Annotated in this window: 10 protein-coding genes and 1 tRNA gene; 6 read left to right on the top strand and 5 right to left on the bottom strand. The window is 62.9% G+C overall.

All coding sequences use genetic code 11. The features are described from left to right. Positions 1–59 precede the first annotated feature (59 nt). From FA702_RS17310 to FA702_RS17290, 5 genes are all read left to right on the top strand, one after another. A tRNA-Lys gene (locus FA702_RS17310) sits at positions 60–135 on the top strand. A gap of 304 nt (positions 136–439) precedes the next feature. Then, entirely contained in the window at positions 440–1,147 is a 708-nt protein-coding gene (locus FA702_RS17305) for a class I SAM-dependent methyltransferase (protein ID WP_136957109.1), read from the top strand. A 469-nt stretch (positions 1,148–1,616) separates the two neighbouring features. After that, positions 1,617–2,204 carry a TadE/TadG family type IV pilus assembly protein gene (locus tag FA702_RS17300; RefSeq protein WP_136957108.1) on the top strand — a complete coding sequence of 196 codons (588 nt, stop codon included), beginning with the start codon at positions 1,617–1,619 and terminating at the stop codon, positions 2,202–2,204. Then, positions 2,204–2,800 (top strand): TadE/TadG family type IV pilus assembly protein, encoded by a 597-nt coding sequence (locus FA702_RS17295; protein ID WP_136957107.1) that lies wholly within the window; start codon positions 2,204–2,206, stop codon positions 2,798–2,800. Before FA702_RS17300 ends, FA702_RS17295 begins: the two co-directional genes overlap by 1 nt. 14 nt (positions 2,801–2,814) lie before the next feature. Continuing rightward, entirely contained in the window at positions 2,815–4,398 is a 1,584-nt protein-coding gene (locus FA702_RS17290) for a TadE/TadG family type IV pilus assembly protein (protein ID WP_168196104.1), read from the top strand. Between the two features lie 72 nt (positions 4,399–4,470). Here FA702_RS17290 and FA702_RS17285 read toward each other — a convergent pair whose 3' ends face one another. The 4 genes from FA702_RS17285 to FA702_RS17270 form a co-directional block, all read right to left on the bottom strand. Then, entirely contained in the window at positions 4,471–5,880 is a 1,410-nt protein-coding gene (locus FA702_RS17285; RefSeq protein WP_136957105.1) for a DUF1254 domain-containing protein, read from the bottom strand. Between the two features lie 22 nt (positions 5,881–5,902). Further along, a complete protein-coding gene (locus FA702_RS17280; RefSeq protein WP_210417564.1) occupies positions 5,903–7,855 on the bottom strand; it encodes an alkyl/aryl-sulfatase in 1,953 nt (650 codons plus the stop codon). 130 nt (positions 7,856–7,985) lie between these two features. Next, positions 7,986–8,291, bottom strand: a complete 306-nt coding sequence (locus tag FA702_RS17275) for a hypothetical protein (protein ID WP_136957103.1) — start codon at positions 8,289–8,291, stop codon at positions 7,986–7,988. Between the two features lie 167 nt (positions 8,292–8,458). Then, a complete protein-coding gene (locus FA702_RS17270) occupies positions 8,459–10,768 on the bottom strand; it encodes a TonB-dependent receptor (RefSeq protein ID WP_136957102.1) in 2,310 nt (769 codons plus the stop codon). Between the two features lie 207 nt (positions 10,769–10,975). Here FA702_RS17270 and FA702_RS17265 point away from each other — a divergent pair, with 207 nt between their 5' ends. Then, positions 10,976–11,953, top strand: a complete 978-nt coding sequence (locus tag FA702_RS17265; RefSeq protein ID WP_255504638.1) for a LacI family DNA-binding transcriptional regulator — start codon at positions 10,976–10,978, stop codon at positions 11,951–11,953. 1 nt (position 11,954) lies between these two features. Here FA702_RS17265 and FA702_RS17260 read toward each other — a convergent pair whose 3' ends face one another. Continuing rightward, complete coding sequence (locus FA702_RS17260; protein ID WP_255504637.1) at positions 11,955–13,271, bottom strand: sugar MFS transporter; 1,317 nt, start codon at positions 13,269–13,271, stop codon at positions 11,955–11,957. Positions 13,272–13,319: the final 48 nt, after the last annotated feature.

The following is a 13,319-nucleotide window of genomic DNA, read 5'->3' as shown; positions in this document are numbered from 1 at the left end:
CATTTCAGGGCTTGGCAGCGCGGCAGAAATCGCTATGGGAGCGCTTCCCACACGGGAATGGACGCATAGCTCAGTTGGTAGAGCAGCTGACTCTTAATCAGCGGGTCCTAGGTTCGAGCCCTAGTGCGTCCACCAAATTCTCCCAAAAATCGAAAATTTTGAGCAAGGTTTCGCAAATGACCGGAATCTGAGTTGCTCCATAGCGTCCAGGCGAAGGTCGGGTTCGCAGAGCTTGGAAAGCTCTCATCAACAACCGTTTTTGCGCCAAGCGAAATAGTTTGAGAGATCAAACAAGGCCTAATCGGTCATTGAATCTCCTTGCCACATCTGGGGGATGGCGTTTATCGTTTTCCCATGAATCGGTCCTGACCGCCAAGTCAAGATGTCACGATTCGTTTTATTACGGTGAGGTCTCTTGGTGCAATTGGAACGCGAACGATTGAACGACTATATCAAGCAAGGCCATCATGACGTAATTGGCTGGTTTGCTGGCAATCAGTTGGACATGTTTTTGATCGCAGATAAACTGCAGAAAGAACTTGGAATTCATGGCGGGGTAGGCGAAATTGGCGTCCATCATGGGCGGCTTTTCATTTTATTAATGCTACTTAGGCGAGAAAACGAAAAAGGCATCGCGATGGATGTCTTTGACCTTCAAGAATTTAATACTGATTTCTCGGGCCTCGGAGATCTGAATAAATTTTTGGAGAATATCGATACACATGTTGGCTCACGTGATCGCCTTGAAATAGTCAAAGCGGATTCGATGAAGCTCGATCCGAGACAGATTGTCACGCTGAATGATGGAAAAGGTCTTCGTCTCATCAGTGTTGATGGTTCTCACACCACGCAAAACACGGCGAATGATCTCGCCGTGGCGCACGACATGTTGCAGCAGGGCGGCATCATTGTTGTCGACGACTATTTTAATGGTGGCTATCCGATGGTCGCCGAAGGCGTTGCGAGGTTCATGATCCTTTCGCCCGTCGTTAACATCGCGCCGGTCCTAGCTGGCGCGAACAAGGTAGTGTTCACGACAAAGTCCCATCATCGTCAATATTTGGAAGCCTATAGATCACTAGTCGTCCAAAATGATGGTTGGCTGACCGAGCGGGAGTTTTTTGGTGTTCCCTGTCTTTGTTTTTGACGATTGGCGCCAAAGTTTTCCGCTCATGTATTATTGAAATCTGGATGAATCCATTCGTCCGCAATCAACGGCTCGAGAGCCTGCTGTAGCTTCAAAACGATACGAGTCGCTCAGCCGCTTCGGGCTGACTGTCTGTCATCCTATCGCTGATGTCGACGGCAATCATGGTCCCGACGACCTTCGACACGTGGGAGACGAGCTCGGCCGTTGGGCTTGGCAGCCTGCCCATCGTGTCGATGCCGAAGCGCCAAATGCCCTTTTCCGTCCCGCGGCGCATTGAAAAATGAGGTCATGACCGGGTCTCAGCGCTCGCTGCAATACCGACGGCTTCGGCGGCACGAATACCCCCAGCTCGTCATCCGGCGCGCCGCCCAACCAAAGCGGCCCTTTCCGCCGTCCGCCAAGTTTACCACGCCTTAAGGCTGACGCTCTAATCTGAGCCTGCATTACTGGGCTTGGAGAATGGGGAATGGTCCGCGGTTGGACAAGCAGGCGGTGGGGTGGCGCGTTTCGCGCGGCGCTTCTGCGCGACGTGCGCGGGGCAACCGCGCTGGAGTTCGCGCTGGTGGCGCCCGTCCTGATCGCGATGATCGTCGCCATTTTCGAAATCGCGGTGATGTATTTTGCGCAGCAGGGCCTGGAAACCGCCACCGAAACAGCTGCCCGCCTGATCCTCACCGGCCAGGCGCAGCAGAACTTCACCGGGGTCAAGGACGCGCAAGGCAACGTCACCAAAACGCCGCAGCAGCAGTTCAAGGAGGCCGCCTGCGCCTCGCTGCCGACGTTCCTGCAGTGCAGCCGGCTCTATGTGGACGTAACCAACGTCAGCAACTTTTCCTCGGCCAACCCAACGCTGCCGACCTTCACGTATGACTCCAACGGCAACATCACCAATTCCTTCGCCTATTCCCCTGGCACGCAGGGCGCGGTGGTGGTGGTGCGGCTGATCTACAACTGGCCCACGCTGGCCGGCCCGCTGGGCTTCGACCTGTCCAACCGCCCCGGCTCGCAGCGCATGCTGCTGGCAACCTCGGTCATGAAGACGGAGGGTTATTGATGCGTCCGATTCCGTTCCTGCGCCGTCTGTGCGCTCCGGCACGCCGCCTCGCCCGCGATGCGCGCGGCGTGGCGCTGGTGGAATTCGCCATCAGCCTGCCGGTGCTGATCCTGCTGTATCTGGGGGCCTACGTGATCAGCGACGCGATCACCTGCAACCGCAAGGTCACGCGGTCCGCCCGCGCGGTGACCGACCTCGTCTCGCGCTATGCCGCGGTGTCCTCGTCCGACCTGCAGACGATCATGGGGTCGAGCGCGATGGTGCTCAGCCCCTACGACAACAGCGTCGCCCAGATCCGCGTGAGCGAGGTGCAAGTCGTCGACGCCAGCACCGCCAAGGTCGTGTGGAGCAAATCGACCGCCAACTGGACGCCGCTAACGGTAGGCAATTCGGTTACGCTGACCACCAACCTCGTGCCCCAGGCCATGCTGCCCGACAAGACGGTGACGCCGAACAAGCCCGGCGCCTACTTCCTGATGGGCGAGGTTTCGTACCCCTATACGCCGCAATTCGGCCTGGGGTTCATCTCCAAGATCACCATGAACGATCGGATCTTCATGCTTCCCCGCCTGTCCGATCAGATTCCCCTCCAGTGATGAGGCTGCCCCCCATGCGACTGTTCCACACGCTGCGCGAAACCGCGCGCCGGCTGCGCGACGACAGCCAGGGCAACGTGCTCATCATGATGGCCGCGCTGCTGATCCCCATGCTGTTCGCCGTGGGCATGGGCATCGATTATGGCCGCGCGCAAACGCAGCAGACGCGCATGAACGCCGCAGCGGACGCGGCGGCGCTGGCCGGCACCAATGCCACGCTGATGCAGCAATCGACCGACACCGCGCTGGCGGCCGCTCGCCAGATCTTCATCTCGCAGGTCAGCGGGCTGCAGGACATCCAGTTCAACGCCTCCACCGATCTCAACGTCAGCCTGGTCGATACCGGCGCGCTCAACAGCGGCCGGACGATCGTGGTGAGCTACACCGCGAAATCGGTGAACCTGTTCGGCGGCATCCTGGGCTATGCCACGCTGCCCATCGCCGGATCGTCGACCGCCAACGCGGCGCAGGCCCCGCACATCAACTTCTTCCTGACGATGGACAAATCGCCATCGATGCTGCTGCCCTCGACCTCGAGCGGCCTTACTTCCATCCGCAACGCCACCGGCTGTGCCTTCGCCTGTCACGCCCAAGACCCGCGTGCCGACGGCATCAATATCAAGACATCCAACAACCGCGACGTATTCCTGAACGGAAACTACTACAATTCCGGCAACACAGGGTACAAGACCTGGTATCAGATCGACGGTTCCAAGAACCTGTACGATCAAAACGGCACCAAGATCGGAACGTCCGTTTCGGTAAACAGCAACAGGTTCTCGTTCACCTACAAGGATATGAGCAACAAGTCGCAGTCCATCACCGGCTTCTATGCCGACGGGTACTGGCTGACGCACAACTATACCACGCTCTATCCCACCGCATCGCCCATCCCGCTGCGCATCGGCGCCGAGACGCTGGCGGCCCAGGACCTCATTCCCTTCGCCCAGAACATGGCGACGAAGAACAACGTTACCTACAAGATGCAGGTGTTCAGCTTCGACTGGACGCATCCGGGCTATTCGACACCGGTCACCACCCACACCTCGATGACGGACGTCCAGAACATGACGACGTCCAACATCCCCGATCTCGATAGCACGACCGACTTCTGGTACGCCAACGGCAAGCCGACATCGTCGACCAACATCAACGACAAGGCGACCGAGTTCAACAACATGCTCACCGCGATGAACTCGACGATGCCCAATCCCGGCGACGGCACCACGACTGCCAAACCGCAGGAAGTGCTGTTCATCATCACCGACGGCGTGACCGACGAGCAGATCGGATCGAGCCGCTGGAACCGCGAGTTGACGACCGCGCACCTGAACAACTGCACCACCATCAAGAACCGCGGTATCAAGATCGCGATCCTCTACACCGAATACCTGCCGGATGCGCTGACAGGGGATTCCTGGTCGCAATCCAATGTTGCCCCCTATTTGGGCAACGTTCTGCCGGCGCTTCAGAAGTGCGCTTCCGCAGCGCGCGACGGCACGCCACTGGTCTATACCGTATCGACCGACCAGAGCATCTCCGACGCGCTGACCGCGCTGTTCGCGCTGACCATCCAGAGCGCGCACCTAGTGAAGTAATCCGATCGATCAGCGCCGGCGTTCGTCGCCTACAGTGGCGGCAAACGCCGGTGCGATCGGGAGCGGAGTTCCTTAGGGCAACCGTTCCACCACCGGCATCGGCCAATCGCCGGACAGCGCCTCGGGCTTCGGGCTGTACAGCCGCAGGTTCATGTCGAACGGCCCGCGCGGCACCGGCAGCCAGTTGGAACGCTTGTCCGCCCCCGGATCGTCCGCCTGGAGATAGAGGTCGAGCGAACCGTCGGTGTTGAACGTCAGCTTGTCGCGGTCCCCGATGGCATAGCGGTCGATCGCGTTGGGGTCGGTATAGCTTTCCTTGTTGTAAGCCGTCAGCGACCAGAACGCGCGCACGGGCGGCAACTGGCCCGCCTTGAAATGCACGACATAGCGGTTGGTCCCGTCCAGCGGCTTGCCATCCTTGTCCGCGGCCGCGCGCGGGTAGATGGCGTCGACCGGATGGTTCGCGCCCAGCCCGATCAGCGCAACCGCCGCGCGCTGGTCGTAATCGACGCCGTACGAGCCGATCGAGGTCGTCATCGTGCGCCAGCCGCCGCGCTGCTGCCCCGCCTGCCACGCATAGCGAAGCAGGTTCGCCGGGCCTTGCGTCTTGGCCTGGGTCAGTGCCTGCTGGACCGACGGAGCAAGACCCGCAAAACGGAACCCCTGCCCGGCGCGCAGCCCCACCATGCCCAGCCGCGCAAGCTGCGGCTGGTCGTTGAAGTGCGGCGGATTGTCCACCATCAACCGCATCGCCGTTTCATAGAATTCCGCCGCGCTCATCGCGTTGACGATGGCCACGGGCGACTTGTCCGCCGGAACGGGCACGTCGGCCGCGCGTGGCGGCGCCTTCGCGCCGGGGATAGGCGGGACCAGCGCAAACGCCTGCTGAATCGTGTGCACGAAGGGATAGTCGGCGGGGCCATTCGTCTGCACGCGTCCGATGATCCAGACATAGCGCGTGGGGGAATCGATCCGCTCCACCCCCTTGGGCAGCGTGCCCTTCCAGCCGGGCGGCACCACTGCGAACCGGCCGCCTTCGGGGGCCAGCGTCTCGCTGCCCGGCACCGCGAAGGTATCGGTCCACATATCGTAAAGCGGCAGCATGTAATACCGGCCCTGCGTGTTTCCGATCGTCAGCAGGACCGGGCCATCCGCCAGATCCAGCCAGGCGCTCGAATAGAGCGTATCGAAATTGGGCCGCACCACCGCGCGAAAATCGCCCGGCGGGAACGCCTGGTTATGATGGAAAGTATTGACCGGCGCGCCCATGCCGGTCGCGCCCTTCTGCGTCGCCTGCCGCCGCGTCACGTCCATCACCACCAGCGGGTAAAGGTAGCTGTAGGCTTCCCGGGCGATCTCAGCCTCGCGCGTGGGCGCAGCGATAGCGGCCGGCGCGGCCTGTGCAAGCACAGCGGCGGAGGGAAGCGCGAAGGCCAGCGCGGCGGCACATGCTCCAACGGCAATCTTCCTGCGAGCAGTCATCATCCTTCTCCTTCCGGTGCGGTCATGGCGTGACGATCGCGAATGGCGGCGTCGGCTTATCTATCCAGTTCACCAATTGCGCGAACGCGACCGGTTGCCCTTCGATCTTCGCCTCGCCCGACGCGATCTTGGGCGCGAGCGGCTGACCACGCAGCAGCGCCGCGACAAGATCGGCATACTTGATCGTCAGCGTGGCATCGGGCGTGCCGACCACGCCCGGCCGGTGGACCAGCACGCCGTTGGCGACCGTGACCGTCACTTGCGCGTTCCGGTCAGGGAACACGAACGCCAGCCGCAGCTTGGCATCGCCGGCCTTCTCGGCCGCAAAGCGGACCGAGAGCACATCGAACAACTGTTCGGGCGTCAGCGAGCCGGCAATTCCCGGCGAGATGGCGGATGCGGTCGGCGGCTGCGCGCCACGCAATTCGCTCGCGCCGGTCAGATACATGTTGCGCCACAACGAGTTCTCGCTCTGCCAGGCAAGTTGCTGATAGCAGCGCGCCAGCAAATCGCGCGCGGCGGTGTCACCGGCGTCGGCGAAGACCGCGCGGTTGAGCAGTTCCGCCGCCCAGGCATAGTCGCCCTTGTCATAGGCCGCCTGCGCCAGCTGCCGCACCCGCGCCGCGCCGCCCAGCGCCTCGACATAGCGGCGGCCGCCTTCCTCGGGCGGCAACGGAGCGAGATGCACCGGGTTGCCATCGTACCAGCCCATGTAGAATTGATAGACCGCTCGCGCGTTGAAGCTGAGCGAGCCGTAATACGGCCGGTCATACCATTCCTGCTGCAACGCCTTCGGCAGCGTCAGCTTCACGGCGATTTCGTCGCCGGTCAGCCCCTGGTTCATCAGCCGCACGGTCTGATCGTGCAGATACGCATAGGCATCGCGGTGCTTGCCGAGAAAGTCCGTGATTTCGGCGGCGCCGAAGCGCGGCCAGCCGTGGCTGGTAATCATGACGTCGGCGCCGGCGAAGAAATCGATCGCCTCGGTCAATCCCTGCGCCCAGGCCTTGGCGTTGCGCACCACCGCGCCGCGCGGGGTCAGGATGTTGTGCTGCGTGACATTGGCGTTTTCGGCGAGATCGGCCACTTTCCAGTCGGGGAAACCGATGTTCATTTCGGCCGGGGCTTCCGTGCCCGGCGTGACCTGGAAGCGCAGCTTCACCCCGTCGAGCACGATCTCCGTGCCGGTCTTCGCGATCTCGCGATTGGGCGGAACAAGCCCCTGCGTACCGGGCGCCACGGCCATGCCGATCCCCGAGCCCATGCTGCCGGTGGGTCCCTTGGGCAGCGTCAGCCCGAACTGATAGATCGCGCGGCGCGCCATGGCCGGGCCGGCGATCACGTTTTCACCCACCGCCGCCTCGGTGAAGCCTTGCGGCGCCAGGATCGGCACGTCTGGCACCGCGAAAGGCAGAATGCCACTCGCGCCGCCGAAGTGGTCGATATGCGAATGGGTATAGATGATCGCGCTGACTGGCCGCTTGCCGAGCTGCTCGGTCACGAGGTCATAGGCCGCGCGGGCCGTCTCGTCCGCCGTCAGCGGATCGATCACGATCCAGCCCTTGTCGCCCTTCACGAAGGTCACGTTGGCGATATCGAACCCGCGCACCTGCCAGATGCGGTCGGAAACCTTGAACAACCCAGCGCGCGAAAGCACCTGCGCATGGCGCCACAGGCTGGGGTTGACCGTATCGGGCGCCGGGGCTTCGACGAAGCTGAAGGTATTGAGATCCCACACCACGCGCCCGTCGGCGGCGCGGATCAGCGGGTCCTTGCGGGTCGCCACGAAACCGCGCGCGGCGAAGTCATAATCGCGCCGGTCCTGAAACGGCGCGGCGGCGCGCGCGGCCTCGTTGACCGCCCTTGTCGTCGCGCTGGGAGGATCGGCGGCCTGGGCAGCGGCCGTCTGGGCGAATGCCCCCGATCCACCCGAACAGCACCCGGCCGCCAGCACCGCGGCCAGCCCTGTCAGCATCCTGCGCCCCATACTCTCCACCCGCGTTTTGTTATCGCCCCCGAGAGCCTAGAGCACAGATTATGGCAATGAAAGCGCCAATTGTTTCGCACCCCATCGGTAACCGCCCCCGACGGGTGGTCGCGCCTTCTTACTGGATCGCGGCGAGTTCGCTCTGCGTCTTGGCCAGCATCTCGTCGGTGATCTTGCCACTGGAATAGGGCTGCAGCGCCTTGAGGCTGATCGCCTTGAACATTTCATATTCGGGCCGCGCGATCAGGCCGGGGAAATTCCGTTCGATCACGGCCTTGCCCTGTTCGTTGGCAACGATGTCCTGGATTGGGGTATCGATCGAGAACTTCGCTACGGTCGTCGTGGCAACCGCGCCCGTGTCAGCGGCCTGCGCCGCAACCGGCGCCACCAGCGCCAGGATAAAACCCATCGCAATCTGCTTCATCGACTTGTCCTTACATCCCGAATGCGCCCCCGGGAGCATTGCATAACCGCGCCGCGCAAGGCTGGCTATCCGCATCTCCGTCAAAAACACGCCGCAAAAGAAACGGGGCCGGAACCGAGGGAGGTTCCAGCCCCGAGAGAGGAGGGAATTGAAGGCTGGAGTTTACGTCAGAAGTCGTAACCCAGGCTGAACAGCACCGAACGCCCCAGGATCGGACGGCCGTTCGGCGTCGCCGGATTGCGCGGATCGCCTTCGGTCAGGCCGTGGCTGTTGTTGAGGTTATCCGCCCGCACCGAGAAGAACAGGCCGGAATCGAGCTTGGCCTGCGCCCCGAGGTCCAGCTTGGTGTACGCCGGCAGACGCGAGGTGTTGGCCAGATCGCTCCAGCGCGCCCCGATGAACGACGCCGCGCCGAACAGGCTGACCTTTACCGTGCCGACGGTCACGTCATAGCTCGGCGAAAGGCGGATCTGGTACTTCGGCTGACGGAGCACCTCGTTGCCCACCTGTGCGGGGGTCGACGAAGCGGTGACCTTGGCGTTCTGCAAGGTCGCGAGGGTTGCGAACCCGAAGGCGCCGAGGCGCAGGTTGCCGTCCAGTTCGAGGCCATAGGCCCGCGTCTTGAACTGCGAATTCGCCACCACCGAACCGACGGTGGAGTCGAAATTATTGTTCTTGTTATAGAACGCGGTAGCGTAGAGCGACAGGAGCTGGCTGGAATACTTCACCCCGCCTTCGAGCTGGCTGACGCCGAACACGTTCTGGTTGCCGCTGCGCAGATCGTCGAAGTTCGGGTAGCGATAGCCCTTCGAGTAGCGCAGGAACACGCCAAGGTGCGGATCGAACGCATAGTTCGCCGCCGCCGAATAGGCGAACTTCTTCGCCGTGACGTGGTTGCGCTGGTTCACCGTGCCGTCCGGATAGCCATACGTGCCGGAATCGTTGGAATCGATCACGTAATCGAGCGCCAGCCACTGATGGCGCACACCCAGATCGATACGCAGCTTGTCCGTCACCTGCACGCTGTCGGCCAGGTAGATGGCGTTGACCTGCGCATCGCCCGATGAGCGGATGCCATAATGGAAGCAGCTCGATCCCGATCCGGCGCTGGCCAGCATCCCGCAGGTGATGCCGCTTTGCAGCAGATCGCCGTTCTGCACGTTCTGCACCGGCACGGCGTTGCCCAGCGTCCAGAAATCGTCGGCCGACCAGTCCGCGCGGTAGTAACCCGCGGTGAAGTTGTTGATGCCGGAATGGAAATTGACGCTCAGATCGTTGGTGAAGGATTCGATCTTCTTCTCGACCACCCAGTGGCCGTAGTTCTGGATCCAGTCGTTGGCGTTCAGCGTCACGCCACCGGCCGTCTTGATCGTTCCCAGAGCCGGATTGGCGGCCTGCAGAGCGCTGACGCGGATCGGCGAACCGTCCGGCACGAAGCCCAGCGTATCGGCATTGCCGTTGGTGTAGGACAGGTTGTCGCGCACCGACCAGCCGCCGCCCAGATCGAACTTCAGGTTCAGGCCCGAAAGGCTGCCCTTCCAGCCGCGACCACGGGCGAAGTCATAGGTCTTCGTCTCGTTCGGCCCCACCTGCAACGTGGCATAGCGCGTAGCGTTGCCAAGCTGCGAGAACGTGCCCAGATCGTTGCCGGTGTTGAGGGCCATCGGCAGATACCACTGGCCGTGATCGTCGGTGACGCGGGTCCAGATGCTGATTTCGCCGTTGTCGAACTTCTTGGTCAGTTGCGCACTGATCTGGCGCCCCTTCTCCGACTTGAACTGCGCATCGCGGATGCCCGGCGATTGCTGCACATAGCCGCCGATCATGTAATAGAGATCGTGGCCCAGCGGACCGGAAATGACCGCGTCGGCGCGTGCCATGCCGTAATCCGTCGCCGAAAGCTTGACCCGGCCCTCGGTCGTTTCGCCACCCTTCTTCAGGTTGAAGTTGAGCGTGACGCCGACTTCGCCGTTGGAGAACACCGCGTTCGGGCCGCCGTGCGCGGCTTCGGTGGAGGCGATCGTCTCGTCGGTGCGGAAGATCGAGCTGTTGTCCATGAACGACAGCGATTCCGTGCCATAGATCGGCGCGCCATTGAGCGACATCGTCACCCACGGCGCATCGCTGCCGCCCGGCAGACCGCGCACGTCGATGTTCGCACCGGCCACGCCGCTGGAGCTTTCGGCCCAGACGCCAGGAACGAGCGTGAAGACTTCGGCCGTGCTCTTGGGCGAAATGCGTTCGAGCGCGGCTTCGTTGATGGTGGTAATGGCGTAGGAAGCATCCTGCTTGCGCACGCCCGCGCCGCCGGGGGTACCGATCACGACGATGGCGTTGGCATCGTCAACGGTTTCGGAAGCGGCCGCTTCCTGCGGGGCTGCGGCGTCCTGGGCCTGCACGGCATTCGCCGCGAGCGCCAGCGCGATCGCGCCTGCCGCCACACCGGAACGCACCATGCCATTCATGGAAAGTCTCATGCACCTCTCTCCCTTGATCATCGCCTTTGCGGCGAGTGCATGACAGTCCTTTAACGAGTCATGAAATGCATTTCAAGGGCAAGTTGCAGCTGTTCATTTTTAACCGGAACCCTGCAATAACGCGCGCGCAACACAAAAGGGCGGGAGCAACGGGTGGCGGACGAAGCGGGTATCCGGAAAAATCGGTCACGATCGATGGGGGTCAGCATGGCCGACATCGCCCGCATCGCGAACGTATCGAAGCCCACCGTCTCGCGCGTGCTTAGCGGCAGTCCGCTGGTGACCCAGGCCACGCGTGATCACGTGCTCGAGGTGGCCCGCGCGCACGGCTATGCGGTGAACCGCAACGCGCAGAAACTGCGGCAGACCCGCACCGATACGATCAGCGTGGTGCTCGACTTCGGCTCGCACCGGGGCGGCCGAATCGCCGACCCGTTCATCTTCGAACTGCTGGCCGGCGTTGCCGAAGCGCTGGCCGTCCGGAAGCTTGATCTCCTGCTTTCCCCGCCCGCGGCGCAGGACGAACGCGCCTATCAGGACCAGGTCAACGCGCGCGTGGTCGATGGCTTCATTTTCCTGGGCCAGGGCGAACGCGATCCGATGCTGCGCGATCTGGCCAAGCTGGGCGTGCCGTTCGTGGTGTGGGGCGCGGTCGATCCGACCGAGCCCTATTGCGCCGTGGGCAGCGACAATCGCCTGGGCGGACGGCTGGCGGGCGAATACTTCCTGCGGTCGGGGCGCAAGGACTGGCTGTTTATCGGCGATACCAACCATGCCGAAATCGCGATGCGCCACGATGGGCTGAGCGAGGCGGCGCACGGCAAATCCGCGTCCATCCGGATGCTGCGCACGGGCGACATGTCGTATACCTCCACGCTCAACGATACCGCCGCCTACCTCGGCGCGAATCCCGCCCCCGATGCCGTCTTCGCCTTTTCCGACACGGCAGCCATGGCGGTAATCGCCGCGTTCAAGGAACGGGGATTGCGCGCGCCGGAGGATTTCGCGCTGGTCGGGTACAACAACATCCCGCCGGCGGCAGCCTTCACCCCGGCGATCACCACGGTGGAACAGGAAACCCACATCGCCGGCGCGATTCTGGTCGAAAAGCTGATGCAGAAGATCGAAGGCGGCCGCGCCGCGTCCACCGTGCTGCCCACGCGCCTGATCGCGCGCGAGACCTAGATCAGTCGACAGACACCCCTTCCTCGGCCAGCCTCTTCAGCACGATCACGCCGGCTGCGAGCAGCGCGATCGGCACCAGCAGGCTGTACAGAACGCGCGCGTCCGGAATAGCGGAGAACAACTCGGCGACAATCCGCGATCCGGTGGTACCGCCTAGCGCAGAGAACACCACGATCAGGCCGATCAATCCCGGCTGCCGCGCCTTGGGCACGCTGCTCAGGATCACCGAGTTGAGCGTGGGATAGATCGGCGCCATGAAGAACCCGATCGCGGGCAATAATAGCGCCGGAAGCGGGATATCGCGCCATGACGTGACCAGCGCACGGGCATCCGTCCCCACCATGCCTGGCACCGCCAGCAGGATCGCCGCCATGCCCGCCAAGCAACCGAGCATGAGCGGAAACCATCCTATTCGCGTCACCAGCAGGCTCGCAACGAGCCGCCCCAGCGCGATCGACATGGCGAAAGCCGACGCCGCCTGCACCGCGATCTGGCCGTCGAGCCCCAGCACGCGGTGGTTGATCGTGGGCAGCCACGTCCCCACGCCCTGCTCGATGAGCACATAGAGAAATATCGCGGCAATAAAGACCTGCGTCAGCCGCAGCCGCAACAGGGCGAGCATGGCCGGAAACGCGCGCGGCGCGGCGGCATCGCTTTCCGGCTTCGCCACCAGCCCCCGCTCATCGATGCGCACGAATGCCGCAGCCAGGGCCGCGACCAGGCACAGGCCGGCAAGAAGCCAGTAGGTATTCAGCCACGAAGGCGACGACGGATCCGTGGGATCGATGAAAGCCGCGAAAATCCAGGAGCTGGAGACGACCGCGGCCATGAAGCCGGATTCGATGATCCCCAGCAAGCGCGCATGGCCGGAAGCGGATCCGGTCAGCAGGCCGACCGACGAATAGACCGCCACTTTCATCAGCGCGAAGCCAAGGCCGGTGGCGAAGAACATCAGCCGCATCGCCCAGAAGGAATCGCCCAGCGGCACGGCAATGCAACCCAGCCCGGCGATCAGCAGCGCGGCGACCATCGAACGCCGGATGCCGAAGCGCGGCAAGTGCGAGGCCAGCGTGAACGAGGCCACGGCGATGGTGATGTCCTTGAACGCTTCGAGCGTGCTGGCGGCGCGGTTGTCGACATGGAAGTAGCCGGTCGACTGGAGAATCGCGGTCCCCACGCTGTTGAGCAGAATCGCGAAAGTGGCGTAGCCCAGGCACAGCGCGAACGTAACGAACCAGCCGGCCCGGGGAGAGACGACACCGCCGTCACTCCCCGCGTTTTCTTCCGGTCTCCGCGCACTGATTCCCGCAAATGCCACGCTTGCCTCTCCCTTATTGCGCATCATGCCGTCATGCGGCTTGAACGG

The organism is Novosphingobium sp. EMRT-2 (genome assembly GCF_005145025.1).
In the GTDB taxonomy this organism is placed as follows: Bacteria; Pseudomonadota; Alphaproteobacteria; order Sphingomonadales; family Sphingomonadaceae; genus Novosphingobium.
This window is presented reverse-complemented; position numbering and strand designations above follow the sequence as displayed.

Excerpts from the sequence above, each read along its gene's own strand:
- FA702_RS17300 (WP_136957108.1), top strand. The coding sequence starts at position 1,617 with ATGGTCCGCGGTTGGACAAGCAGGCGGTGGGGTGGCGCGTTTCGCGCG.
- FA702_RS17295 (WP_136957107.1), top strand. The coding sequence starts at position 2,204 with ATGCGTCCGATTCCGTTCCTGCGCCGTCTGTGCGCTCCGGCACGCCGC.
- FA702_RS17290 (WP_168196104.1), top strand. The coding sequence starts at position 2,815 with ATGCGACTGTTCCACACGCTGCGCGAAACCGCGCGCCGGCTGCGCGAC.
- FA702_RS17285 (WP_136957105.1), bottom strand. The coding sequence starts at position 5,880 with ATGACTGCTCGCAGGAAGATTGCCGTTGGAGCATGTGCCGCCGCGCTG.
- FA702_RS17280 (WP_210417564.1), bottom strand. The coding sequence starts at position 7,855 with ATGCTGACAGGGCTGGCCGCGGTGCTGGCGGCCGGGTGCTGTTCGGGT.
- FA702_RS17275 (WP_136957103.1), bottom strand. The coding sequence starts at position 8,291 with ATGAAGCAGATTGCGATGGGTTTTATCCTGGCGCTGGTGGCGCCGGTT.
- FA702_RS17270 (WP_136957102.1), bottom strand. The coding sequence starts at position 10,768 with ATGAGACTTTCCATGAATGGCATGGTGCGTTCCGGTGTGGCGGCAGGC.
- FA702_RS17265 (WP_255504638.1), top strand. The coding sequence starts at position 10,976 with ATGGCCGACATCGCCCGCATCGCGAACGTATCGAAGCCCACCGTCTCG.